The organism is Kocuria oxytropis (assembly GCF_040981195.1).
In the GTDB taxonomy this organism is placed as follows: Bacteria; Actinomycetota; Actinomycetes; order Actinomycetales; family Micrococcaceae; genus Kocuria; species Kocuria oxytropis.
Genome location: NZ_JAVFXA010000003.1, coordinates 169005 through 191785 on the forward strand (window position 1 = coordinate 169005; position 22781 = coordinate 191785).

The 22781-nt window shown below is 73.3% G+C and carries 25 protein-coding genes; 12 read left to right on the top strand and 13 right to left on the bottom strand.

Annotated features, from left to right (window positions below; all coding sequences use genetic code 11):
• Window positions 1-120: 120 nt before the first annotated feature.
• Together QYM41_RS04705 and QYM41_RS04710 are read left to right on the top strand one after the other, a co-directional pair.
• Window positions 121-690 (top strand): dihydrofolate reductase family protein, encoded by a 570-nt coding sequence (locus QYM41_RS04705; protein ID WP_368798586.1) that lies wholly within the window; start codon window positions 121-123, stop codon window positions 688-690.
• A gap of 207 nt (window positions 691-897) precedes the next feature.
• Window positions 898-1380, top strand: coding sequence for a YflT domain-containing protein (locus QYM41_RS04710; protein WP_368798587.1), 483 nt, complete (start codon window positions 898-900; stop codon window positions 1378-1380).
• Between the two features lie 30 nt (window positions 1381-1410).
• Here QYM41_RS04710 and QYM41_RS04715 read toward each other — a convergent pair whose 3' ends face one another.
• The 4 genes from QYM41_RS04715 to QYM41_RS04730 form a co-directional block, all read right to left on the bottom strand.
• On the bottom strand, window positions 1411-2073 hold the full coding sequence (locus QYM41_RS04715; RefSeq protein WP_368798588.1) for a pentapeptide repeat-containing protein: 663 nt from the start codon (window positions 2071-2073) through the stop codon (window positions 1411-1413).
• A gap of 160 nt (window positions 2074-2233) precedes the next feature.
• The gene (locus QYM41_RS04720) at window positions 2234-4648 is read right to left on the bottom strand and encodes a S8 family serine peptidase (RefSeq protein ID WP_368798589.1); all 2415 of its coding nucleotides are present in this window, start codon (window positions 4646-4648) and stop codon (window positions 2234-2236) included.
• A 138-nt stretch (window positions 4649-4786) separates the two neighbouring features.
• A complete protein-coding gene (locus QYM41_RS04725) occupies window positions 4787-5047 on the bottom strand; it encodes a hypothetical protein (protein WP_368798590.1) in 261 nt (86 codons plus the stop codon).
• A gap of 16 nt (window positions 5048-5063) precedes the next feature.
• Window positions 5064-5336, bottom strand: a complete 273-nt coding sequence (locus QYM41_RS04730; protein WP_368798591.1) for a hypothetical protein — start codon at window positions 5334-5336, stop codon at window positions 5064-5066.
• A gap of 211 nt (window positions 5337-5547) precedes the next feature.
• Between QYM41_RS04730 and QYM41_RS04735 the strand changes: the two genes are divergently transcribed.
• Entirely contained in the window at window positions 5548-6414 is an 867-nt protein-coding gene (locus QYM41_RS04735) for a Bax inhibitor-1/YccA family protein (protein WP_368798593.1), read from the top strand.
• A gap of 161 nt (window positions 6415-6575) precedes the next feature.
• Here the strand turns inward: QYM41_RS04735 and QYM41_RS04740 are convergent, their stop codons facing one another.
• On the bottom strand, window positions 6576-7181 hold the full coding sequence (locus QYM41_RS04740; RefSeq protein WP_368798594.1) for a nitroreductase family protein: 606 nt from the start codon (window positions 7179-7181) through the stop codon (window positions 6576-6578).
• 110 nt (window positions 7182-7291) lie between these two features.
• On the opposite strand from QYM41_RS04740, the gene QYM41_RS04745 reads away from it, so the two are divergent.
• Together QYM41_RS04745 and ilvA are read left to right on the top strand one after the other, a co-directional pair.
• Window positions 7292-8674: an AI-2E family transporter gene (locus tag QYM41_RS04745; protein WP_368798595.1), complete on the top strand. Its 1383-nt coding sequence runs from the start codon at window positions 7292-7294 to the stop codon at window positions 8672-8674.
• A gap of 101 nt (window positions 8675-8775) precedes the next feature.
• On the top strand, window positions 8776-10023 hold the full coding sequence (gene ilvA, locus QYM41_RS04750; RefSeq protein WP_368798596.1) for a threonine ammonia-lyase: 1248 nt from the start codon (window positions 8776-8778) through the stop codon (window positions 10021-10023).
• Between the two features lie 139 nt (window positions 10024-10162).
• On the opposite strand, the gene QYM41_RS04755 is transcribed toward ilvA, so the two are convergent.
• The 3 genes from QYM41_RS04755 to QYM41_RS04765 all read right to left on the bottom strand — a co-directional run bounded on the left by QYM41_RS04755 (window position 10163) and on the right by QYM41_RS04765 (window position 11594).
• Complete coding sequence (locus tag QYM41_RS04755) at window positions 10163-10372, bottom strand: hypothetical protein (RefSeq protein WP_368798597.1); 210 nt, start codon at window positions 10370-10372, stop codon at window positions 10163-10165.
• A 7-nt stretch (window positions 10373-10379) separates the two neighbouring features.
• Window positions 10380-10883: a transcription elongation factor GreA gene (greA, locus tag QYM41_RS04760; RefSeq protein WP_368798598.1), complete on the bottom strand. Its 504-nt coding sequence runs from the start codon at window positions 10881-10883 to the stop codon at window positions 10380-10382.
• A 264-nt stretch (window positions 10884-11147) separates the two neighbouring features.
• Window positions 11148-11594 carry a DUF4307 domain-containing protein gene (locus QYM41_RS04765; protein ID WP_368798599.1) on the bottom strand — a complete coding sequence of 149 codons (447 nt, stop codon included), beginning with the start codon at window positions 11592-11594 and terminating at the stop codon, window positions 11148-11150.
• A 205-nt stretch (window positions 11595-11799) separates the two neighbouring features.
• Between QYM41_RS04765 and mca the strand changes: the two genes are divergently transcribed.
• A complete protein-coding gene (mca, locus tag QYM41_RS04770; protein WP_368798699.1) occupies window positions 11800-12678 on the top strand; it encodes a mycothiol conjugate amidase Mca in 879 nt (292 codons plus the stop codon).
• A 7-nt stretch (window positions 12679-12685) separates the two neighbouring features.
• Window positions 12686-13102, top strand: coding sequence for a hypothetical protein (locus tag QYM41_RS04775; RefSeq protein WP_368798600.1), 417 nt, complete (start codon window positions 12686-12688; stop codon window positions 13100-13102).
• A 70-nt stretch (window positions 13103-13172) separates the two neighbouring features.
• On the opposite strand, the gene trhA is transcribed toward QYM41_RS04775, so the two are convergent.
• Window positions 13173-13880, bottom strand: a complete 708-nt coding sequence (trhA, locus tag QYM41_RS04780; RefSeq protein WP_368798601.1) for a PAQR family membrane homeostasis protein TrhA — start codon at window positions 13878-13880, stop codon at window positions 13173-13175.
• A gap of 174 nt (window positions 13881-14054) precedes the next feature.
• On the opposite strand from trhA, the gene QYM41_RS04785 reads away from it, so the two are divergent.
• Both QYM41_RS04785 and phoH2 read left to right on the top strand, forming a co-directional pair.
• Window positions 14055-14816, top strand: coding sequence for an isoprenyl transferase (locus tag QYM41_RS04785; protein ID WP_368798602.1), 762 nt, complete (start codon window positions 14055-14057; stop codon window positions 14814-14816).
• Between the two features lie 205 nt (window positions 14817-15021).
• The gene (gene phoH2, locus QYM41_RS04790; RefSeq protein WP_368798604.1) at window positions 15022-16371 is read left to right on the top strand and encodes an RNA 5'-3' helicase PhoH2; all 1350 of its coding nucleotides are present in this window, start codon (window positions 15022-15024) and stop codon (window positions 16369-16371) included.
• A 27-nt stretch (window positions 16372-16398) separates the two neighbouring features.
• Here the strand turns inward: phoH2 and QYM41_RS04795 are convergent, their stop codons facing one another.
• Window positions 16399-17154, bottom strand: a complete 756-nt coding sequence (locus tag QYM41_RS04795; protein ID WP_368798605.1) for a hypothetical protein — start codon at window positions 17152-17154, stop codon at window positions 16399-16401.
• 67 nt (window positions 17155-17221) lie between these two features.
• Here QYM41_RS04795 and QYM41_RS04800 point away from each other — a divergent pair, with 67 nt between their 5' ends.
• Window positions 17222-17746 carry a prepilin peptidase gene (locus tag QYM41_RS04800; protein ID WP_368798606.1) on the top strand — a complete coding sequence of 175 codons (525 nt, stop codon included), beginning with the start codon at window positions 17222-17224 and terminating at the stop codon, window positions 17744-17746.
• Window positions 17747-17900: 154 nt separating this feature from the next.
• On the top strand, window positions 17901-18371 hold the full coding sequence (locus QYM41_RS04805; RefSeq protein WP_368798607.1) for an NUDIX hydrolase: 471 nt from the start codon (window positions 17901-17903) through the stop codon (window positions 18369-18371).
• Between the two features lie 243 nt (window positions 18372-18614).
• Here QYM41_RS04805 and QYM41_RS04810 read toward each other — a convergent pair whose 3' ends face one another.
• From QYM41_RS04810 to QYM41_RS04820, 3 genes are all read right to left on the bottom strand, one after another.
• Complete coding sequence (locus QYM41_RS04810; RefSeq protein WP_368798609.1) at window positions 18615-20036, bottom strand: class II fumarate hydratase; 1422 nt, start codon at window positions 20034-20036, stop codon at window positions 18615-18617.
• Between the two features lie 78 nt (window positions 20037-20114).
• Window positions 20115-20765, bottom strand: a complete 651-nt coding sequence (locus tag QYM41_RS04815) for a carbonic anhydrase (protein ID WP_368798610.1) — start codon at window positions 20763-20765, stop codon at window positions 20115-20117.
• Window positions 20762-21457 carry a DUF4245 domain-containing protein gene (locus QYM41_RS04820; protein ID WP_368798611.1) on the bottom strand — a complete coding sequence of 232 codons (696 nt, stop codon included), beginning with the start codon at window positions 21455-21457 and terminating at the stop codon, window positions 20762-20764. Before QYM41_RS04820 ends, QYM41_RS04815 begins: the two co-directional genes overlap by 4 nt.
• Before the next feature lie 260 nt (window positions 21458-21717).
• Between QYM41_RS04820 and glpX the strand changes: the two genes are divergently transcribed.
• Window positions 21718-22665, top strand: a complete 948-nt coding sequence (gene glpX, locus QYM41_RS04825; RefSeq protein WP_368798700.1) for a class II fructose-bisphosphatase — start codon at window positions 21718-21720, stop codon at window positions 22663-22665.
• Window positions 22666-22781 lie beyond the last annotated feature (116 nt).

Below are 22781 nucleotides of genomic sequence, written 5' to 3' on the forward strand. Positions count from 1 at the left end.
CGGACCGTGCAGACCACAGCGGGCGCGGGATCTACCGTCGGCCGGTGCGGTCGGCGATCATGAGGCATGGGCGGGCGCTGAGGCCACTGCGCCGGCGCCACATCAGGGGGGGACAACGGGATGAGACCGCTTCGATACTCGATCAACGTCACGCTCGACGGCTGCTGCCATCACGAGGCGGGGCTGCCCCCGGACGAGGAGTCGATGCGCTACTGGACCGCCGAGATGGAGCGAGCCGATGCCCTGCTGTTCGGGCGGGTGACCTACGAGATGATGGAGTCGGCGTGGCGGAAGCCGGCCACGGGCACGTGGCCCGGCTGGATGGAGGAGTGGGAGATCCCGTTCGCCGAGGCCATCGACCGGGCGAAGAAGTACGTCGTGTCGAGCACGCTGAGCGAGGTCGATTGGAACGCCGAGCTGGTGCGAGGCGACGTGGGCCAAGCGGTTCAGCGGCTCAAGGAGGAGCCGGGCGAGGGCCTGTGGGTCGGTGGCGTGACGCTCCCGACGGCGTTGGCCGATCTGCGACTGATCGACGAGTACGAGTTCGTGGTGCAGCCGGTTGTGGCCGGTCACGGGCCGACGCTGCTCGCCGGTCTTCGCGACGGCATCCAGCTCGAGCTCACGGACCGCCATGAGTTCCGGTCGGGGGCGGTCGCCCAGCGGTACCGACCGACGGACGCTGCGGGGTGACGTGCTGAGTCGCTGACCGCTGACCGCTGACCGGTAACGGGGCGGCCACCTTGGCGCTCGCTGGGAGGTTCGTGCCGGTTCCGTGGAACCGGGAAGAGTGCCGCCTCGGAGAACGGTTGCACCTGGTGACGGCCGCGGACAGGAGTCCGCCGGCCGGTCACGTACGACACCGACACCGGACGACACCACGAAGGAGAAACGACCACCATGTCCCAGTCCACGCCTCACGCGGCCGCGATTCCGTCCACCGCCTCCATCGACTACCGGGTGCTGCGCACTGTCCCGTCCTACGCCGAGGCGCAGCGGATCGTCGACGCGCTGTCCGACGCCGAGTTCCCCGTGGAGCGCGTCCGGATCGTCGGCACCGGCCTGCGCTCGGTGGAGCAGGTCACCGGACGGATGACCAACGGCAGAGCCGCGCTGTACGGCGCCGGTTCCGGAGCGTGGCTGGGGCTGATGATCGGCCTGCTGCTCGGCATCTTCGCGGTGGGCGCCTGGCTGCCGGTGGTGCTGTGGAGCGTGGTCCTCGGCGCGGTCTGGGGCCTGGTCCTGGGGCTGATCGGTCACGCGGTCACCGGGGGGAAGCGCGACTTCCGCAGCGTCCAGGGCTTCGAGGCCGACGCCTACGACATCCTGGTGGAGGCCGAGTACACCGGGATGGCCGACGCCAAGCTCCGGCCCACGGCCTGATCCCGTCGCCCGGCTCGGTCCTCCTCCGGCTCAGTCCTCGACGGCGATGCCCAGCTGCGCGGCCATCGCCGGCGCCAGCAGATGGAGCTGGACCTGGTCGATCGTGGCCCCGCGCAGATGGCCCAGGCCGGTGATCTCCGGCAGGTCCAGGGCCCGCAGGTCCACGTCGGCCAGCGCGGCCCCGGAGACGTCCAGGGCCCCGACCTCGCAGTCGTCGAAGGCGACGCGCTGCACCGACGCGCCGGTGAGGTCGAGCTCCTCCACGACACAGCCGGTGAACTGCACGTCCTGCACGCTCGCCCCGCGCAGGCTGAGGTAGCCGATCTTCGCGCTGCGGAGGTGGACGGAGTCCCACGTGCCCTCGATGCACTGCAGCACCCCCAGCCGGGAGTCCTCCAGCACGGTGCCGCGCACCAGCGCGTAGGCGGCGGAGACGGTGGGGATGTCGAGGTGGTGCAGGTGCGAGCCGGTGAGGCGGGTGCCGGTGAGCTCCAGCTCGTGGGTGTTCAGCGCGGCGAGCGAGCAGTCGGTCAGGCCGACGTCGGAGAGGTCCGTCCCGGTCAGGTCGTCGCCGGTGAAGGACACCGCCTCGCAGGTTCCGTGGGGACGGATCCGATCGGGGTCACCGGGGCTCAGCTCGGGCAGGCGGAGGGCGCGCAGCTTCGGGGGAGCGGGGGTCGTGCGTCGGGCCATGCGCCCCACGGTAGCCGCCGTCGCGCGGTTCCCACAGCCTCCGCGGGGACGACGACGTCGCGTCGCGCCGGCGGCTGCGCCGGCCGGTGCCCGCCGGCGGTCCCGGACGCGCAGCGGCCCCGCTCCGGGCTCGGAGCGGGGCCGCTGGGGGAGGGGCGGATCAGCGGTAGTCGATCCGGACGGTTCCTCCCGGGCGCCAGGTGATGGAGCCGCCCTGGAAGTACTGCACCACGGACCGGTCGGACCGGGTGATCTCACCCGTCCGGGGGAAGCCCAGGCGGCTGGTGGTCCCGCCGATCGCGAGGTAGGCGCGGCCGATCGAGCCCTTGATCTCCTGGGCGTAGGTGCTGGGGCTCCAGTAGATCCGGCCGTTCTGGAACACCTGGTAGACCCCGCCGGTGCTGGTGGCCGCCTCGTCGGTCGTCGGGTAGCCCAGGGCTCCCGCGGTGCCGCCGGAACGGTCGTGCCGGCCCCCGATCGAGCCCTTGAGCGGGTGCGCCCCGCCGGCGGAGCTCCACACGATCCTGCCCTTCTCGAACGGCTGGGAGGTGCCTCCCCGGCCGTCGGAGGCGGCCCCGCCCGTGGGGTAGCCCAGCGCACCGCGCTCGCTGCCGGCGCGGGAGTACGCCCAGCTGGTGGCGCCCGTGACCGGGTGGGCCCCGTGGGCGGAGCTCCAGAGGATCCGGCCGTTCTGGAAGCTCTGGTAGTACCCGCCGATGCCGTTGGTGCGCCGGTCCGCGGAGGGGTACCCCAGGGGGCCCTTCTCGCTGCCCGCCGAGGCGTAGGCCCGGTCGATGGCACCGGTCAGCGCGTGGGACCCGCTGCTCGAGGACCAGAGGATCCGGCCGTTCTGGAACAGCTGGTAGGCCCCGCCGATGCCGTTGGAGCGCTCGTCCGAGCGCGGGAAGCGCAGGATGCCGGCCGCGGTGCCGTTGCGCTTGTAGGCGGACTCGATGCCGCCGCGCACCCAGTAGGCCCCGGTGGCCGAAGTCCAGTAGATGGTGCCCTTGGCAAAGGTCTGGCGGACCCCGCCGGCGATGGGCTGCTCGTGGGAGGTCGGCGCTCCCGTCTGGCTCTTGATCCGCTGGTACAGGTTCCCGATCGCGCCCTTGGTGGTGTAGGTCGGGGTGGGCGCGGCCGGGGCGGCGGTGGCGGCGGGCTTCGTGATCCACAGCGCGTCGTGGGTGTTCAGCGTCTTGCCCTCGGGCAGCGTGGACCACACGTCCCCCGAGTCCAGGATCAGCTGCTTGTACTCGTCGGAGCTCAGCGTCGGGTTCTTCTGCTTGAGCAGGGCCAGGGTCCCGGCCACGTGCGGGGTGGCCATCGAGGTGCCGTAGTCGAAGCGGCTGTTGGGCGCGACCGGCGTGGTCCGGCCCGTGTTGCCGGCGGAGAGGATGTGGTGGCCCGGTGCGTAGATGTCCACGGCGCCGCCGTGGTTGGAGTAACTGGCGCGAACCCGGTCGGAGCCGATGGCGCCGACCGTGATGACGTTGTAGCAGTTGCCCGGGGCGTACTCGATCGCCGGGCGGCCGCTGTTGCCCGCGGCCACGGCCACGGGGATGTTCCGGAACCAGGCCGTGTTGATGGCGTTCTGCAGCGTCGCCGGGCACCCCCCGCCCATGGACAGGGACATGTTGATCACGTCGGCGCGCCGGCTCGGGGCGGGGACCCCGGCCACGGAGTCGCCGGCCAGCCACCGCACCGCGTCGGCCATGTCGGAGACGTAGCCGTAGCCGCACGCGCCCAGGGCGCGGGCGTTGAGGAGGGTGGCGTCCGGGGCGACGCCCACGGTGCCGTAGCTGTCCCGCTTGGCGGCCACGGTCCCGGCCACGTGCGTGCCGTGCCAGATGGAGTTGGTGGCCGCGGAGCCGCTGTAGCACTGCCCGGCCGTCGAGTAGGTGCCCGGGTCGCGGGCGTCGGCGTCCCGGCCGTTGCCGTCGTTGCCGAGGGCGGCGGTGGAGACGAAGTCGTAGCCGCCGATCGTCTGGGAGTCGAGGTCCGGGTGGTTGGCGAAGCCGGTGTCGACGACCCCGACCGTGACGCCCTTGCCGGTGGCGGTGTCCCACGCCTCGAAGGCCCGCAGGTTGGTGAGGGCCCACAGGGACGGCACCCCCGGGTCGGTGGCGGTCGCGGCGACCGAGCCCATGCCCTCCGGCTCGTCCCCGCCGGGGATCCGGGCGGTGGAGACGAGACGGTCGGGCTCGGCGTAGGCCACGGCCGGGTCCTTGGCCAGCTCGTCGGCGAGCTTCTCGGCCTGGTCGGTGGAGACCTCTCCGGCCAGCTCGACGACGGCCGCGCCGTCGCCGGTGGTCCGGACCTCGGTGGTCTTCTCGGCCTCCGGGACGTCGGCCTCGGCGGCGGCGTCCTCGACGACCTGTTCCGACTCGGCCTCGCTCACGGGGGTGCGGTACTTGACGATCATCCGGTCGGTGATCTCGGGCGGCGCCTCGTCGCTGACCTGCTGGGGGAGCAGGCCGGCGTTCTCGGCGGGGGAGGCCGTCGCGGGGGCGAGAGGAGCCAGGACGAGGGCCAGGGTCAGGGCGGACAGGGTGGGTGCGAGCATGGATCGTTGCATGGGCGAACTCCTGGAATTGGGGGGATCCCGGAAAAGGTTCTCATATGCAAATCAATGCGAACAGATCTAATGGAAGATCACGGCTTCATCACGAAGTGTGACGACCGGCCGCCGTCGGACGGTGGGGGCGGGGTCCGCTCAGACGGTCGCGGCGAGCACCGCGAACCACTGCAGGTGCTGCAGCAGGGAGGGGACGCCCGCGGTCACCAGGGCCACGGCCGTCGCGGACGTGGCCCGCCCCAGGTGGGTCCGGGCGGAGGTGCGGGCCCCGGGGGACCGGCGGCCGGCGGGCGGCCCCAGGTCGAGGGCGACCTGGGCCAGGCTCCACAGGGCCGTGGCGCCGGCCCCGGCGACGAGGAAGCAGCCGTAGAGCAGGACGGCGCCGGGCAGCTGGACCACGGTGTCGCTCCGGGGCTCAGCCGGCGAGCACGGCGGCGGTCAGGCCCACGGCGAGCACTGCGGCCACCGCCCAGGTGGCCCGGTAGGCCCGGCGGTAGTGCTCCGCACTGCGGTGCTCGAGCCACGCCGCGGTGTGCTGCGTCCCGCCGGTGCCCGGCGCGGTCTGCGCCCGGTGCAGCCGCCCGAGCACGGAGAGGTAGCGGCTCCAGTGCAGCACGGCCACGGCCCCGGCAGCGATCAGGAGCGGGATCGCGACCAGCGGCGCCCAGTGGGCGGCGGACTCGGGCATGGCGGGCCTCCGGGGCGGGACGGTAGTGGTCCACCCAGGATGTGTGCAGAAGCGAAGTCCTGTCTGTCCGCTCTCCTGGGGGTCCCCGGCCCGCCGCGGGGTCCGCTCGCACGCCCTCGGCTTAAGCACAGCAGTTCTCCTGCTTCCGTGATGCCGGCGTTGCTACTCTGGAGGCATCACTCGCACATCAGTGCCACGGAAGGACCCCTCAATGGCCGGCGGTAACCCGCTTCTCCGCGATCTCTCGAAGCCGGGCGCAGGCAGCGCCCCGTCCTACGGGAACCAGTACGGACAGAGCTCGTACGGAACCCCCTACCAGCAGCAGCCCGCCTACGGCCGGCCGCAGCAGGGTGGCCCGTACTCCGCGGATCACCTCGACTCGATGTACAACGCCCCGGCCGCCGGGACCAACCAGACCGGCCGGATGACCTACGACGACGTCATCATGCGCACCGCCACGGTGCTCGGCGCCGTGGTCGTCGGTGCGCTCGCCGGCTGGATCATGCCGATCCTCACCATCCCCGGCGCCCTGATCGGCCTCGTCCTCGGTCTCGTCAACGCGTTCAAGCGCGAGCCCTCGCCCGCGCTGATCCTCGCCTACGGCGTGTTCCAGGGCCTGTTCCTGGGCGGCATCTCCTCGATGTTCGAGCTCATGTACCCGGGCATCGTGGTGCAGGCCGTGATCGGCACCATCGCCGTGTTCGTCTCGGTGCTCGTGCTCTTCCGCTCCGGCAAGGTCCGGGCCTCGCCGCGGGCCACCAAGATCTTCATGGTGGCCCTGATGGCCTACGCGGTCTTCGCCCTGGTCAACCTGGGCGCGGTGCTGCTGTTCGGCTTCAACATCCGCACCGACAGCCCGCTCGGCCCCTGGCTGGGCCTGGCCATCGGCGCCATCGCCATCCTGCTGGCCGCCTACAGCTTCGTGCTGGACTTCGACAACATCAAGCGCGGTGTCGAGGTGGGCGTGCCCGAGAAGATGGCGTGGTCCGCGGCCTTCGGCCTGACGGTCACGCTGATCTGGACCTACGTCGAGATCCTGCGCATCCTGGCGATCATCCGGGAGATGACCTCGAACTAGGTCTCCTCCGGACGCGCTGTCCCCGACGGCCCGGCACCCGCACACCGCGGGTCCCGGGCCGTCGTCGTGCCCGGCCGGGCACACGGACCGGGCACGACGGGCCGCCCCCGGCCGCCGCGGCCACGCGCCCCCGCAGCCGGCCGGCAGGCCCGGGGCGGGCCTCAGTGGTAGGAGATCCGGGGCCCGGGCGCCGGGCGGGTCGCCGCGTGCTCGGTCGCGAGGCCGCGGGGCGGGCGGCCCACGAACAGCCAGCCCAGGAGCTTCTCCTCCGCGGCCAGCCCGTAGAAGGCGCGGACGGCCTCCTCCTCGCCCGCGCCGTCGCGGCAGGCCCACACGGTGCCCCAGCCCGCGCCCCAGAACGCGGCCTCGAGCAGCGGACGGGCCCCGTGCGCCGCCTGCAGCTGCTCCTTGCGGGGCACGCCCAGGGCCTCGTCCGGGCTGAAGACGAGGGCGCAGCCCAGGCCCCCCGTGCTGGCCCACTTCAGGGCGCCCCGGAACGCCGCGAGCCGGCGCAGCTGCTTGCCCTTGAGCCGCGGGAAGGGTGCGGCCATGTTGGGCACCCGCGTCATCCCCGCGAGCGCCGCCGCGAGCTCGGGCGCCGAGCGGCGGGTGGTCACGGCCACCCGCCAGCTCAGCCCCGGATCGGCGGCCGCGGTCCCCGCGGCGGCGCGGAGCACGGCCTCCAGCTCCTCCCGCGGAGGGGCGTCCGGGGTCAGGGCGGGAGCCGGCCGGCGCTGGGCGAGGACGCGGAGGAACGAGCGTGACATGCCGCCAGTCTTCCACTGCGTGCGCGCCGTCGGACAGAGCGGCACCCCGGGGCGCCGTCGGACCGGCCGGGCGTCGCGGGCCGGTCGCCCCGGCGTGCCAAGATGTCTACATGCCTTCGACTTCGCACGACGCCGAGCCGCCCCCGCGGCCGGGGCCGAGCGCCGAGCTCCCGCCGCTGCACGGCAACGCCGCGGGAGGCGTCGCGGTCTCCGTGCGGGTCGCCGCCGCGTGGTCGTGGCGGCTCATCATCATCCTCGCGGCCGTGGGGCTGCTGGGCTACATGCTCTCGACCATCACGGTGGTCATCATCCCCGTGCTCATCGCGGGGCTGCTCGCCGGGCTCCTGTTCCCCCTGGTGAAGTGGCTGCGCGGACGGCACGTGCCGGCCGGGGCGGCCTCGGGGCTCGCGGTCCTGGGCCTCATCGGGCTCGTGGCGGGCCTGCTGGTGCTCGCCGGACGGCAGATCGTGCTGGGCTTCGCGCAGCTGTCCGAGAACGTGGTGGTCGGTACGCAGCAGCTGCTGGGCTGGCTCGAGGACGGGCCGCTGAACCTCAGCGCCGACAGCGTGAACGACTGGATCGACGACCTCGGCACCACGGTGCAGGACAACAGCGAGGCCATCCTCTCGGGGGCCATGTCCTTCGGCTCGACGGCGGGCAGCGTGCTGACCGGCATCATCATCATGCTCTTCACGCTGCTGTTCTTCCTCATGGACGGGGAGCGGATCTGGCTCTTCCTGGTCCGGCTGTTCCCGGTGAGCGCGCGGCGCGCCGTCAACGGCGCCGGCCGCCGGGGCTGGACCTCCCTCGTGCAGTACGCCCGGATCCAGGGGTTCGTGGCCTTCGTGGACGCCGTGGGCATCGGGCTCAGCGCCGCCATGCTCGGGGTCCCGCTCGCGCTGCCCATCGGCATCCTCGTGTTCCTGGGCTCCTTCATCCCGATCGTGGGCGCCGTGCTCACGGGCGCCGTGGCCGTGCTGGTCGCCCTGGTGGCCAACGGCTTCGGCACCGCCCTGGCGATGCTCGGGTTCGTGCTGTTCATCCAGCAGATCGAGTCCAACGTGCTGCAGCCGCTCGTGATGGGCCGCGCCGTCTCGCTGCACCCGCTCGCGGTGTTCCTCGCCGTCGCCTCCGGCACCATCCTCTTCGGCATCGCCGGGGCCCTGTTCGCCGTGCCGGTGATGGCCTTCCTCAACACGGTGGTGCGCTACCTGGTGAACGGCACGTGGCGCGAGGACGACGAGATCCCGTGGGAGCCCTACTACTTCCCCTGGGAGATCAAGAAGCACGCGCGCCGCAACGACCTCACCCGCGACCAGGTCATGGCGCAGCTCCAGCGCTTCCGCCGGACCCGCGCCAAGGAGCGGCTGCAGGCGGCCCTCAAGCGCGACCGTCGGGACGACCGCGCCCGGGCCGCGGCGGGGGTCCGGCCCGGCCGGGGGGACGCCGGCGCGGGACCGGGCGAGCCCGAGCGGCCGTCCGGCACCGACTAGGATGAGGACCGCGCCCGCCGCCGGCGGGCGCTCACCGTGGTGCCGCCTCGCGCGCCCGCCACGGCCCCGCCCCACGCACCGACCGGGAAAGTAGACGCACCGTGAGCCTGGCCGAACTGCCCGTCCGCCTCGCCGACATCCAGGACGCCGCCGCGCTCCTGGAGGGCGTGATCGACCGGACCCCGGTGACCCACTCCCGGGCACTGTCCCGCCTGATCGGCTCCGAGGTCAACCTGAAGGCCGAGAACCTGCAGCGCGCGGGCTCCTTCAAGGTGCGCGGCGCCTACGTGCGGATGGCCAAGCTCACCGACGAGGAGAAGGCCCGGGGGGTGGTGGCGGCCTCCGCCGGCAACCACGCCCAGGGGGTGGCCCTGGCCGCGGCCAAGCTGGGCATCACCGCCCGCATCTACATGCCCCTGGGCGCCGCCCTGCCCAAGATCGCCGCGACCCAGGACCACGGCGCGGAGGTGGTCCTGCACGGCACCAGCGTGGACGAGGCCCTCGCCGAGGCCCAGCGCCACGCCACGCAGACCGGGGCGGTGTTCGTGCACCCCTTCGACCACCCGGACATCGTGGCCGGGCAGGGCACGCTCGGGCTGGAGGTGCTCGAGCAGGTGCCCGAGGTCGACACCGTCATCACCGGCGTGGGCGGCGGGGGACTGCTCGCCGGCATGGCGGTGGCGGTCAAGGCCCGGGCCGAGCAGCTGGGGCGGCCGATCCGGCTCATCGGCGTGCAGGCGGAGAACGCCGCCGCCTATCCGCCCTCACTGGCGGGCGACGCGCTCGTGACTCTCGACCGGGTCTCGACCATCGCGGACGGCATCGCCGTGGGCAAGCCGGGGCAGCTGCCGTTCAGCATCATCAAGGAGCTCACCGACGACGTCGTGACCGTCTCGGAGGACTCCCTCGCCCAGGCCCTGATCTTCCTGCTCGAGCGCAACAAGCTCGTGGTCGAGCCGGCCGGCGCCGTGGGCGTCGCGGCCCTGCTCGACGGCCGCCTGCAGGCCGCCTACCCGGATCTCGGGAACACGGTGGTGGTGCTCTCGGGCGGCAACGTGGACCCCATGCTCATGCTCAAGGTCATCCAGCGGGGCCTCTCCGCGGCCGGCCGGTACATGACCATCCGGATGATGCTCACCGACCGCCCGGGCGAGCTCGCCCGCATCTCCCAGCTCATCGCGGTCCAGGACGCCAACGTCACGGGCGTTGACCACACCCGGATCGGCGGCTCCCTCAGCCTGGGCGACGTGTCCATCACCATCGACATGGAGACCAAGGGCCACGAGCACTGCCGCCAGATCCTGCGGGCGCTCGAGGCGGAGGGCTACCACCCCGTCGTCGTGCACTGAGCCGTCGTGCACTGACCTCTCGTGCACGGACCGCCGGACGGCGGCGCACCGACCACCGGACGGCACCGGTCCCGGGGTCCGGACGACGCACGGCGCCGGTCCCCGCGGGGACCGGCGCCGTGCGTGGACGGGGGCGGCGTCAGGAGCGGCGCCGGCCGGTGAGGTAGGTGACGAACGCGCTGACGAACGTCGCGAACACGAAGACGTTGCGCAGGCTGCCGGGCTCGCTCGCGGCCGGGTCGCCCTGACCCGCCACGTGCAGGACGACCGCCACGACCCCCAGCACCGCGGTCAGGACCAGCAGGACCTTGGTGCCGGGGCCGGGGCTGCGCAGCCAGTGCGTCGTCACGGGGACCTCAGCCCTTGAAGGGCTTGGCGTCCAGGATCCTGACCGGGATCTGCTTGCCGTTGGGCGTGGTGTAGGACAGCTCGTCGCCGACGCGGTGGCCGGAGATCGCGGAGCCCATCGGGGACTTCTCGGAGAAGACCTCGAGGTCGCTGCCGGCGGCCAGGTCCTCGGCCACCTCGCGGGAGCCGATGAGGAAGGTCATCTCCTCCCCGGCGATCTCGGCCGTGACGACCATGCCGGCCTCGACCACGCCGTCGTCGGCCGGGGCCTCGCCGACCTGGGCGTTCTCGAGCAGATTCTTGAGGTGGGCGATGCGCCCCTCGTTCTTGCTCTGCTCCTCGCGGGCGGCGTGGTAGCCGCCGTTCTCCTTGAGGTCGCCCTCCGAGCGCGCCTGGTCGATGCGCTCGACGATCTCGTGCCGGTACGGGCCGGAGATGTGGTCGAGCTCCTTCTTCAGGCGGTCGTAGGCCTCCTGGGTGAGCCAGGCGCCGGTCTTGTTCGTCGTGGTCACAATCTCTCCTCGGTGGACGGGGCGGTCGGGCCGCGGCTGCCCGTCCGGGGGTCCGGGCGGGTCCGCGGTGGACCGGGGCGACGGTGCGGGACCGCCGGCGGTGCGGAGCCTCCGGCGGTGCGGGGGGCCGCTACGCAAAGACCCCGCCCCGGTGCGAGTCGTCCGTTCGGACGGGGTCCGGCTGCCGGGGACGGGGAGTCCTGCCCCCAGTCTAGGCGCGGCGGGCGGACAAGCCCAAAGCTCGATGACGACGGTGACGCTCGGTCACGGTGCCGTCGCGGCGGATTCCTCCTCGATCCAGCAGGAGTCCACCACCGCGGTGGTGGCCAGGTTGGTGGTGCGCAGCGACGCCCGGTGGGAGCTCGTCCCGCCGTCGCCGAGCCGCTCCGCGGGCACGGAGCCGACCGTCACCTCGGTCCAGCCCACCACGGCGTACTCCTCGTTGAGGGCCTGCACCGCGCACGTCACGACGTCCTCGGGGCGCTTGGTCAGCTCGAAGTCCGCCGTGGCCCGGGCCTCCGAGACCACCTCGAAGCCGATGTCCTTGAACGTGGGGGCACCCTGCCGGGCCGTCACCACCCACACGGCGAAGATTCCGGCGAGCAGGGTGGCCAGCACGGCGAGCCCGATCCAGCCGCGCGGCCCGAGCCGGCGCTCGCGGCGGGGAGCTCCGTAGCGGTCGGAGAGCAGGTCTGGGGAGTCGGTGGACACGGGCGGCCTCGGGTCTGGGGGACAGGGCGGGGCGGCGCCGGCGCGGCGGCCGCCGGGCCACTCTAGCCGAGGCCCCTGGGAGCGACCCGGGCGCGGGGCCGCGCGGGGAACGCGTAAAATGAACGGCGGCCCGTGCCCGCACCGGCCGCGTCCCGTTCCCCCGACCGTTCCCGAGAGGACCTCCCGAGTGACCTCCCTGTCAGAGATGCGCCTGCTGGCCGTCCACGCCCACCCCGACGACGAGTCGAGCAAGGGCGCCGCGACCATGGCCCACTACGTCCGGCAGGGGGTCGAGGTCATGGTGGCCACGTGCACCGGTGGGGAGCGGGGGTCGATCCTCAACGCGGAGATGGAGGGGCACCCGCACGCCGAACGGGACCTGACGGGTCTGCGCCGGCACGAGATGGCGCAGGCGGCCGCCGCGCTGGACGTCCACCACCGCTGGCTCGGCTTCATGGACTCCGGGCTGCCCGAGGGGGACCCGCTGCCGCCGCTGCCGTGGGGCTGCTTCGCCCTGCAGCCGCTCGAGCGCGCCGCCGCGCCCCTGGTCCGGCTCGTGCGCCGGTTCCGGCCGCACGTGATCCTCACCTACGACGAGAACGGCGGCTACCCGCACCCGGACCACATCCAGACGCACAACGTCTCCGTCGAGGCCTTCCGCGCCGCCGGGGACCCGGACCGCTACCCGGGGCTCGGCGAGCCCTGGACCCCGCAGAAGCTCTACTACGACCGGGCGTTCAACCTCGAGCGCTTCGTGGCCCTGCACGAGGCCCTCGAGGAGCGCGGCCTGCAGTCCCCGTACGCGGCGCGGATCGCGATGCTGCAGGAGAGCGACCCGGAGGGCCACCGCCCGCCCGCGCCCCGGCACGAGACCACCACCCGGGTGCGGTGCCCGGACACGTTCGCGCTGCGGGACGAGGCGCTGCGCAGCCACCGCACCCAGGTGGCGCCGGACGGGATGTTCTTCGCCGTCTCCGCCGAGCTGCAGTCCCAGGTGTGGCCGTGGGAGGACTACGTCCTGGCCGAGTCCCGGGTGCCGACCGAGCTGCCCGAGCGGGACCTGTTCGCCGGGATCGTGGGCTGAGGCCGCGATGACCACCGTGCCGACCGTGCTCGCCCTGCTGCCCGGCCTCCTGCCGGCCATGGCGCCCAACCCGATCGACGAGGGCACCCTGCGCCCCGGTCTGGACCCGAGCCAGGTGACCCCCGGTGTGCTGGGCTTCCTGATGACGCTGCTCCTGGCCGTGACCGTCATCTTCCTCGTGCGGGACTTCAACCGCCGCAACCGTCGCCTGCGCTACCGCGCCGAGTACGCCGAGCGCCGCGCCGCCGAGGAGCGCGTGGGCGGCTACGCGGCGGCGGACGCGGCCGACGGAGCCGAGCCGGGACGTGCTCGGTCCGGCGCTGCCGAGCCCGGCAGCGCCGAGCCCGGCAGCGCCGGAACCGACCGCACCGACGGCCCGTCCGCGCCGGCCCGCGACCCGGAGGGACCCGAACGGCGCGGCTGAGGTTGCGGCGTGTCCGGGACCGGGTGGGACCCGGGCGGCGCGGCCGGGGTCCCGGCCCGTCGTGGGCCGGTCAGCCGAGCATCGCGAGCATGATCGCCACGTAGTGCAGCACGAAGCCCAGCACCGTGCAGGCGTGGAAGACCTCGTGGAAGCTGAACACCTCGGGCAGCAGGCGCGGGCGCCGGGTGCCGTAGAACACGGCGCCGGCGATGTAGGCGACGCCGCCGGCGGCGGTCAGCGCGGCCGCCGGGGGGCTGGTCTGCCAGAACTGCGGGAGATAGACGAGTGCCAGGCAGCCCATCACCACGTACAGCGGGGTGTAGAGCCACCGGGGGGCCAGGGTCCACAGCAGCCGGAAGGCCACCAGGCCGGCGGCGCAGGACCAGATCACGACCAGCAGCAGCCGGGACTGCGCCGGCTCCAGCAGGGCGACGGCCAGCGGGGTGTAGGTGCCGGCGATCAGCAGCGCGATGTTCGAGTGGTCCATCCGGCGCAGGACCATGTGCAGCGTCCGGGGCCAGTAGGCGCGGTGGTAGATCGCCGACACGCCGAACAGCAGGATGCCCGTCACGCCGTACACGGCGCACGCGATCCGAAGCTCCGCGCTGGGCGCCAGCAGGATCGCCACGAGGCCCAGGACGACGACGACGGGCGTGAAACTCGCGTGGATCCAGCCCCGCCACGCGGGCTTGCGCTCCACCAGGCCCTCGATCCCGTGCTCGACCGCCTGCTCGACACGATCGGCGGCGCGGCCGACGGCGCCGCGGGGGTGCTCCATGATGTTCCTTCCGGCGTGCTGTGCGTGAGTCCGACCGGTCTCCCACCGGGTAGTTTAGGAGGCGTCCCCGAGAGCCGGCCGGGTCCGTGACCGCCACCACGTCCGGCACCGTGGCCCCCACCACGTCCGGACCCACCACCGACACCGTGCGCGAGAACCCGGGAGGAAGCACAGATGCGCAAGCCACGGCCGCTCTACCGGTTCTACGAGCGCCGGCTCTCCGCCGATCTCGACCCCCGGCAGCTGCCCAAGCACGTCGGCGTCCTCGTGGACGGCAACCGGCGGTGGGCCAAGCAGTTCGGGGCCTCCACCGCGGACGGGCACAAGGCCGGGGCGCAGAAGATCGTCGAGTTCCTCGGCTGGTGCCGCGAGCTGGACATCGAGGTGGTCACCCTCTACATCCTCTCGACCGAGAACCTCAAGCGCCCGGCCGCGGAGCTCGAGCCCCTGCTCGAGATCATCTCCGACCTCATGGACACCCTCACCGAGGCCGGGATCTGCCGTGCCCAGCCCGTGGGGGCCCTCGAGCTGCTGCCGCCGCGGCTCGCGCAGTGCCTGGCCGACCTCACGGAGCGCACCGCGGCCAACGCCGGGCCGCACCTGAACATCGCGGTCGGCTACGGGGGCCGGCAGGAGATCGTCGACGCCGTGCGGGAGGTCCTCACCGAGGCTCTCGAGGCCGGCACGGACGTGCGGGAGCTCGCGCAGAGCCTGTCCGTGGAGGACATCTCCCAGCACCTCTACACGCGCGGCCAGCCGGACCCGGACCTGCTGATCCGCACCTCCGGCGAGCAGCGGCTCTCCGGGTTCCTCATGTGGCAGTCCGCCTACAGCGAGTACTACTTCTGCGAGGCGCTGTGGCCGGACTTCCGGCGCGTGGACTTCCTGCGGGCGCTGCGCGACTACGCGTCCCGGCAGCGGCGCTTCGGCGGCTGAACCGGCCCGTCCCCGCCCGTCGTCGTCGGCCCTCCGCCGGCGCGGCGTCCCGGCGCGTCCTGCCCGGTCGCCGTCGCCCCGGGCGGACGTGGGCAATTTCCGCGCCGTTCACCGTTTCTGCTCGCGCGGCGGGTCCGGTCCGCATACGTTGTCCTCAGGTGGACGGCGCGGACGCCGCCCACCGCACCGGAGAGGAAGGGCCGCCATGAGCATCTCGAAGAACCAGGAGCGCATCGTCGACATCTCCGCCCCCCTGGGCGCCGGGGTGCGCTCCTACGTGATCGACACCTCGGTGCTGCTGTCCGACCCCCGGGCGATCCTGCGCTTCGCCGAGCACCAGGTGGTGCTGCCCGTCATCGTGATCACCGAGCTGGAGGGCAAGCGGCACGACCCGGAGCTGGGCTACTTCGCCCGGCAGGCGCTGCGGCTGCTGGACGACCTGCGCGTGGAGCACGGCGGCCTCAACCGGCCCGTGCCCCTCGGGGACCAGGGCGGCAGCCTCGTGGTGGAGCTCAACCACGTCTCGGACACCGTGCTGCCGGTGAGCTTCCGGCTCAAGGACAACGACTCCCTGATCCTCGCCGTGGCGCTGAGCCTGGCCAACGAGGGCAAGGACGTGTGCATCGTCTCCAAGGACCTGCCGATGCGGGTCAAGGCCTCCGCCCTGGGCCTGGAGGCCGAGGAGTACCGGGCCGAGTGGGTCGGCTCCGACGTGGAGTGGTCCGGCACCGCGGCGCTCGACGTCCCCGACGACGTGGTGGACCGGCTCTACGGCGGCGAGGCCGTGGTGGTCCCGGGCACCGAGGGGATGCCTGCCAACACCGGGCTGACCCTGCACTCGGTGCGCGGCAGCGCCCTGGCCCGGGTCCGCGCCGACGGCTCGGCCCGGGTGGTGCGCGGGGACCGCGACGTCTTCGGCGTCAACGGGCGCTCCGCCGAGCAGCGCCTCGCTATCGACCTGCTCCTGGACCCCGAGGTGGGCATCGTCTCGCTGGGCGGGCGCGCCGGCACCGGCAAGTCCGCCCTCGCCCTGTGTGCGGGCCTCGAGACGGTCATGGAGCGCCGCGAGCACCGCAAGGTCATGGTCTTCCGGCCCCTCTACGCGGTGGGCGGCCAGGAGCTGGGCTACCTGCCCGGCTCCGAGGAGGAGAAGATGAACCCCTGGGGGCAGGCGGTCTTCGACACCCTCGGGGCGCTGGTCTCGCAGGAGGTCGTCGAGGAGGTGCTCGACCGCGGGATGCTCGAGGTGCTGCCCCTGACGCACATCCGCGGACGCTCCCTGCACGACGCCTTCGTGATCGTGGACGAGGCCCAGTCCCTCGAGAAGAACGTGCTGCTCACCGTGCTGTCCCGCATCGGGCAGAACTCCAAGGTGGTCATGACCCACGACGTCGCCCAGCGGGACAACCTCCGGGTGGGCCGCCACGACGGGGTGACCGCCGTGGTCGAGGCCCTCAAGGGCCACCCGCTCTTCGGCCACGTCACGCTGACCCGCTCCGAGCGCTCGCCGATCGCGGCCCTGGTCACGGAGGTGCTGGGGGACCTGGACAGCTGATCGTCCCCGGGACCCCGCCGGCGGCTCTCAGGGGCCGACGGGCCAGGGCAGGTGCCGGCTCACGTCCGTGAGGTCGAGGGGGACCGCGGCGAAGAGGTCGTCGATGAGGTCCTCGTCCACGGCCTCGACCACCATGTCGTGGCCGGTGCCGGCCAGCGGCCCGTCGAGCACCTCGGCGTGCACGCAGATGGCCGTCCGCTCGTCCACGAGCACCCGGGTCCGCGCCGGGGCGAGTGGGTGGCCCGGCGTGACCGGCACGTAGGCGTGGCCGGGGACCACCACGGCGCCGCGCACCGGCCGCCCGTGGTGGGTGCCGGTGCTGACGTCCTCGACCGTGCAGGGCAGTCGTTCGGGCAGATAGGGCGGCACGGGGGCGTCCCCCGCCAGCTCGACCGGGTCCAGGACGGCCTGCCAGCGCCCCCCGCCGAAGACGGGGTCACCGTAGGCCGCCTCGGGCCGGCGCTCCACGAGCCCGGAGTCCGTGTACACCGGGGCCACGAGCCGCGGCGCGAGCAGCCACGAGGCCGGGGTCGAGGCCACGTAGAAGTCGTCCCGCGACTGCTCCCGCCTGCCGGCCGTGTAGAGCGCGGCGCCGTCGAGGGTCTCGACCCGCAGCCCGTCCGGTCGGCGCACCCAGGCCCGGACGGGCTCGCGGGCCGGGGCCCCCGCCGGCGCCTGCCAGGAGAGGACGAAGCGCACGGTGTCCCAGCGCCACGGCGAGGAGCGGCACAGCGCCCGGAACTCGTCCGGGTCGGTGGGCGCGGGCACGGGGGAGCGGGGCATGGGCCCAGTCTAGGGAGCGGTCCCGGGCGTCCACAGCAGCCCCGTCCCGGAGCCGGCCGCGGCTACGATGCCCGGTGTGGGCACCTTCCTGACCGAGCAGTTCGCCCGCGGGGACGCCGCCGGGTGGGCCGCCGGTGTGCTCGCGGTGCTCGGGACCGCCGTGCTCACGGGCGCGTGCGCGTGGCTGTGGCGCACCGACGTGCGGGAGCACCGCCTGCCCGGTCGCGTGGTGCGCCCGCTCTACCCCGTGTGCGGGGTGCTGCTGGGCGCCGCGGCGGTCGTGGCCGGCGAGCCCGTGCGGCTGCTGTGGATGCTGTGGGGCCTGGTGCTGGTGGGCGGGCTCTACGTCCTGCTCCGGCTGCTGCACCCGGACGGCATGGGGATGGGCGACGTCCGGCTCTCCGGCCTGCTCGGCATGTGCCTGGGCTTCGTCTCGGTGTGGCACGCCGTGCTGGGGGCGGCGGCCGGGTTCCTGCTCGGCGGACTGCTGGGCGCCGCGCTCGTGGCGCTGCGCCGGGTGGATGCCCGCTCCCGGGTGGCGTTCGGACCCGCCATGATCGCCGGGGCCCTCGGGGTGCTCCTGCTGCTGTGACCGGCCGCTTACGCCGCGGTCCGGGTCCGCCTGCGAGAATGGGAGGCGACGACCCCGGCCCGTGACGCGGGCCCCCGATCCGAGACCACGGCCCGAGCCCCCACCTCGGGATGACGACCCCGGATCGCGACCCGAGACCCCTGGAGGAGCCTGCATGCCCACCCCCGAGTTCGTCCTGTCCCTGCGGGAGAAGATCGGCCACGACCTGCTGTGGCTGCCGGCCGTCACGGCCGTGGTGCTACGCGAGGACGGCCGGGTGCTGCTGGCCCGGCGCAGCGACAACGGCAACTGGGGACTGGTGAGCGGGATCGTGGAGCCCGGCGAGGAGCCGGCAGTCACGGCGGTGCGGGAGTGCCTCGAGGAGACCGGCGTCGTCGCCGTCGTGGAGGAGCTCGTGGCGGTCTCGGCCGGGGAGCCCGTGCAGTACCCGAACGGGGACCGCTGCCAGTTCCTGGACCACACCTTCCGCTGCCGCTGGGTCTCCGGGGAGGCCCGCGTCAACGACGACGAGTCGCTCGAGGTCGGCTGGTACGCACCGGACGAGCTCCCGCCCATGCCGCCCCACCAGCTCGAGCGGCTGCGCGCAGCCCGGGCGCACAGCGGCCCACCCCGCTTCGTGGCCTGAGCCCCCGGACGCCGCGAGGGGTCGCGATCTGGACCCAGGCACGGCGAGGGGTCGTGATCTGAGCCCGGACACGGCGAGGGGTCGCGTCCGCACGCAATGACGCAGCATTACGCGCGGGACGCGACCCCTCGGTGCGGACGGCGCGCGGGACGCGACCCCTCGGTGCGGACGGCGTGCGGGACGCGACCCCTCGGTGCGGACGGCGTGCGGGACGCGACCCCTCGGTGCCGGGGGAGCGCAGGCTCAGGCGTTGGGGCCCGTCATGGTGGTGACGTCCAGCGCCCGGTCCAGCTGCTCCTCGGTGAGCTGCCCGTTCTCCACGTAGCCCAGGGCGATCGTCGCCTCGCGCACCGTCATCTTGTTCGCCACGGCGTGCTTGGCGATCTTCGCGGCCGCCTCGTAGCCGATGGCCTTGTTCAGCGGCGTGACGATCGAGGGGGACGCCTCGGCGAGGAAGCGGCAGCGCTCCTCGTTGGCCACGAGCCCGTCGATCATCTTCTCCGCCATCACCCGCGAGGAGTTCGCGAGCAGCCGGATCGACTCCAGCAGGGCCGAGGCCATCACCGGGATGCCGACGTTGAGCTCGAACGCGCCGTTGGTGGAGGACAGCGAGACCGTGGTGTCGTTGCCGATCACCTGCGCGCAGACCTGGATGATGGACTCGCAGATGACCGGGTTGACCTTCCCGGGCATGATCGAGGAGCCGGGCTGGAGGTCGGGGATGAGGATCTCGCCGAGGCCGGTGTTGGGGCCCGAGCCCATCCAGCGCAGGTCGTTGTTGATCTTCATGTAGCTGTAGGCGACGTTGCGCAGCTGGCCGGAGGCCTCGACCAGCCCGTCCCGGTTGGCCTGGGCCTCGAAGTGGTTGCGGGCCTCGGTGATCGGCAGGCCGGTCTCCTCGGCGAGCAGCTCGATCACGCGGGCGGAGAAGCCGGCGGGGGTGTTGATGCCGGTGCCCACGGCGGTGCCGCCCAGCGGGACCTCGGCCACGCGCGGCAGCGAGGACTGCACCCGCTCGATGCCGTAGCGGACCTGCGCGGCGTAGCCGCCGAACTCCTGGCCCAGGGTGACCGGGGTGGCGTCCATGAGGTGCGTGCGCCCGGACTTCACGACGCCCTGGAACTCCGCCGCCTTCTTCTCCAGGGACTCCGCGAGCTGCGTCATGGCGGGGATCAGGTCGTTGATCAGCGCGCCCGTGACGGCGACGTGCACGGAGGTCGGGAAGACGTCGTTGGAGGACTGCGAGGCGTTGACGTGGTCGTTGGGGTGGACCTCGACGTCCGTGCCCTCGAGCGCCTGGTTGGCGAGGGTCGCCAGCACCTCGTTGGTGTTCATGTTCGAGGACGTCCCGGAGCCGGTCTGGAAGACGTCGATCGGGAAGTGCTCGTCGTACTGCCCCGTGGCGACCTTGTCCGCGGCGGCGGCGATGGCCCGGGCGCGCTCGCCGTCGAGCACCCCCAGCTCCGCGTTCGCCGTGGCGGCGGCCTTCTTGATCTGGGCCAGCGCGACGATGTGCTGGGGCTCGAGCGGCTTGCCCGAGATGGGGAAGTTCTCGACCGCCCGCTGGGTCTGGGCACGGTAGAGGGCGGTCGCGGGAACGCGGACCTCGCCCATGGTGTCGTGCTCGATGCGGTACTCGGTGGTCTCTGCGGTGGTATCAGCCATGGCGTCAGTCTAGGACAGCCGCAGGTGACGCCCGGCACGCACGGCCCCTGGTGACGGCCGCCGGCCGGGCGTCCCGGATCAGCGGCCCGGCAGCCAGGTGCCGTGCCCGTGCACGAGCTCGGCCTCGCCGTCCTCCAGGTGGTAGAAGACCCCGACCACGGCCACGTCCCCGTTGGAGACCGCGTCCGCGATCACCCGGGACTGCTCCATGAGGCGGGAGGCCGTCTGCTTGGTGTGCTCCACGACCGCCGCGTTGACGTCCTGGTGGCCGCTGCGCTGGGTCTCGAGCACGGAGGGCATGATCCGCTCGATGAGGTCCCGCTGGAAGCCGCGGGGCATCTGCCCGGAGCCGGCGACGTCGTGCGCGGCCGTCACGGCCCCGCAGGAGTCGTGGCCGAGCACCATGATCAGCGGCGTGCCGAGGTTGGCCACGGAGTACTCGATCGACCCCAGCACGGCGTCGTCGATGACCTGGCCCGCGGTGCGCACCACGAAGGCGTCGCCCAGGCCCAGGTCGAAGATGATCTCCGCAGCCAGCCGGGAGTCCGAGCAGCCGAAGATCACGGCGAACGGGTTCTGCCCGCCCGCCACGGACTGGCGCCGGGAGGCGTCCTGGTTGGGGTGCAGCGACTCGCCCGACACGAATCGGGCATTGCCCTCGCGCAGGCGCTGCCAGGCGGCGGCCGGGGTGCGGGGCGAGGTGTCGTCGGGGCGGGTGTCCGGGGTCATGGCGTCTCCGTGGTTCGCGGGGCAGGGGCGTCGGTGAGGTCCTCGACGACGGCGGCGGCCAGCCGGTCCAGCTCGGCGCCGGGCGCATCGCCCTTGAGCACCACCGTGGAGCCGTTGACCTCGCCGGTGTACACGGTCAGGGCGTCCTGGTTCCGGGACTCCTCCCGGACGTGGACGTCCCAGGGCACGCCCCCCGCCTCGACCACCGCGGTGGCCGGGACGGCCTCGGTCTGCTGGGCGACCCACGTGGGGTTGGCCAGGGACGTCTGGACGAGACCGATGAAGCTGCCCTGCGGGGTGGCCCAGCCGACCTCCCAGTAGGGCACCCCCTCGGCGGCGCCGCTGTTCCACCGGGCGTAGTTGGCGTTCCAGCCCTCGCCCGGCTCCGGGACCACCGGGGTGAAGGGAGCCTCGTCCGCGACGAACTCGGCCTCCTGGGCGACGTCGACGTCCGGGCGGTAGGGCTCGGCGTCGGGACGGGGCTGGAGCCACACGAACGGCAGGACCAGCAGCAGCAGGACGGCCATCGAGATGATCATCCCCTGCACGGGCGCGTTGAGCCGCCGGGCCTGCTTCTCCGTGATCTGCGGGAGCGGCTGCTCCGGGGCGTCGGGGCCGGGCGCGGTGCCGGGGCCCGCGGCGGGCTCGGCCGCGCGGGACTCGGCGGGTCGGTCGGGGGTGGAGGAACTCACCCGTCCATTGTGCCCTGTCCGCCGGGGCGCTGTCCGCCGGGCGTGCGCCCGGCCCGCGGCGCCCGGCGGGGAATGTGGCGCGGATCGCGGTCCGCGCGAGCGCGGGCGATATGCTGGGCGGGACGTGGACCGCGCCCGCGGCCGAGCCCGGCCCGGGGGTCCCGATGAACGTGAACTCGAAGGTGAGGAACAACGTGGCCGAAGAATCCACCGGAACGACCCCTGCGCGCACCAACAACGTGGCCGACCGCAACCTGGCCATGGAGCTGGTGCGGACCACCGAGGCCGCGGCGATCGCCGGCGGCCAGTGGGTCGGCGCCGGCGACAAGAACGCCGCCGACGGGGCCGCGGTCGACGCCATGCGGTCCCTGCTCTCCACCGTGCACTTCAACGGCACCGTGGTCATCGGCGAGGGCGAGAAGGACGAGGCCCCGATGCTGTTCAACGGGGAGCAGGTGGGCGACGGCTCCGGGCCGGCCTCCGACGTCGCCGTGGACCCCATCGACGGCACCCGCCTCACGGCCCTGGGCATGAACAACGCCCTGGCGGTCATCGCGGTGGCCGACGGCGGGTCGATGTTCGACCCCTCCGCGGTCTTCTACATGGACAAGCTCGTGGTCGGTCCGGAGGCCGCGGACTTCGTGGACCTGCGCCTGCCCGTCAAGCAGAACCTGCACCTCGTGGCCCGGGCCAAGGGCATCAACGTCAACCAGCTCACCGTGTGCGTGCTGGACCGTCCCCGCCACCAGAAGCTCGTGGACGAGATCCGGGCCACCGGCGCCCGGACCCGGATGATCCTCGACGGCGACGTGGCCGGGGCGATCGCGGCCTGCCGCGAGGGCACCGGCGTGGACGTCATGATGGGCGTCGGCGGCACCCCGGAGGGCATCGTCACCGCGTGCGCCGTCAAGGCCACCGGCGGGATCATCCAGGGCCGCCTCGCCCCGGTCGACGACGACGAGCGGCAGAAGGCCATCGACGCCGGGCTGGACCTCGACGCGGTCCTGACCACCGACGACCTCGTCACCTCGGACAACTGCTTCTTCTCCGCCACGGGCATCACCGACGGGGACCTGCTGCGGGGCGTGCGCTACCGCGGCCGCCGGATCACCACCCAGTCCATCGTGATGCGCTCCCGCTCCGGGACCGTGCGCATGGTCGAGGCGGAGCACCTGGCCTCCAAGTGGGAGAAGTACGCCCGCCACTGAGCCCGGCCCCGTCGGTCACGGCCCGCGCGGCCCCGGACCCCCGCACCGTCCACGGTGCGGGGGTCCGCCCGTTCCCGCCGTGTCCGGCCCGGTCCGCGCCCCCTCCCGGCTCTACA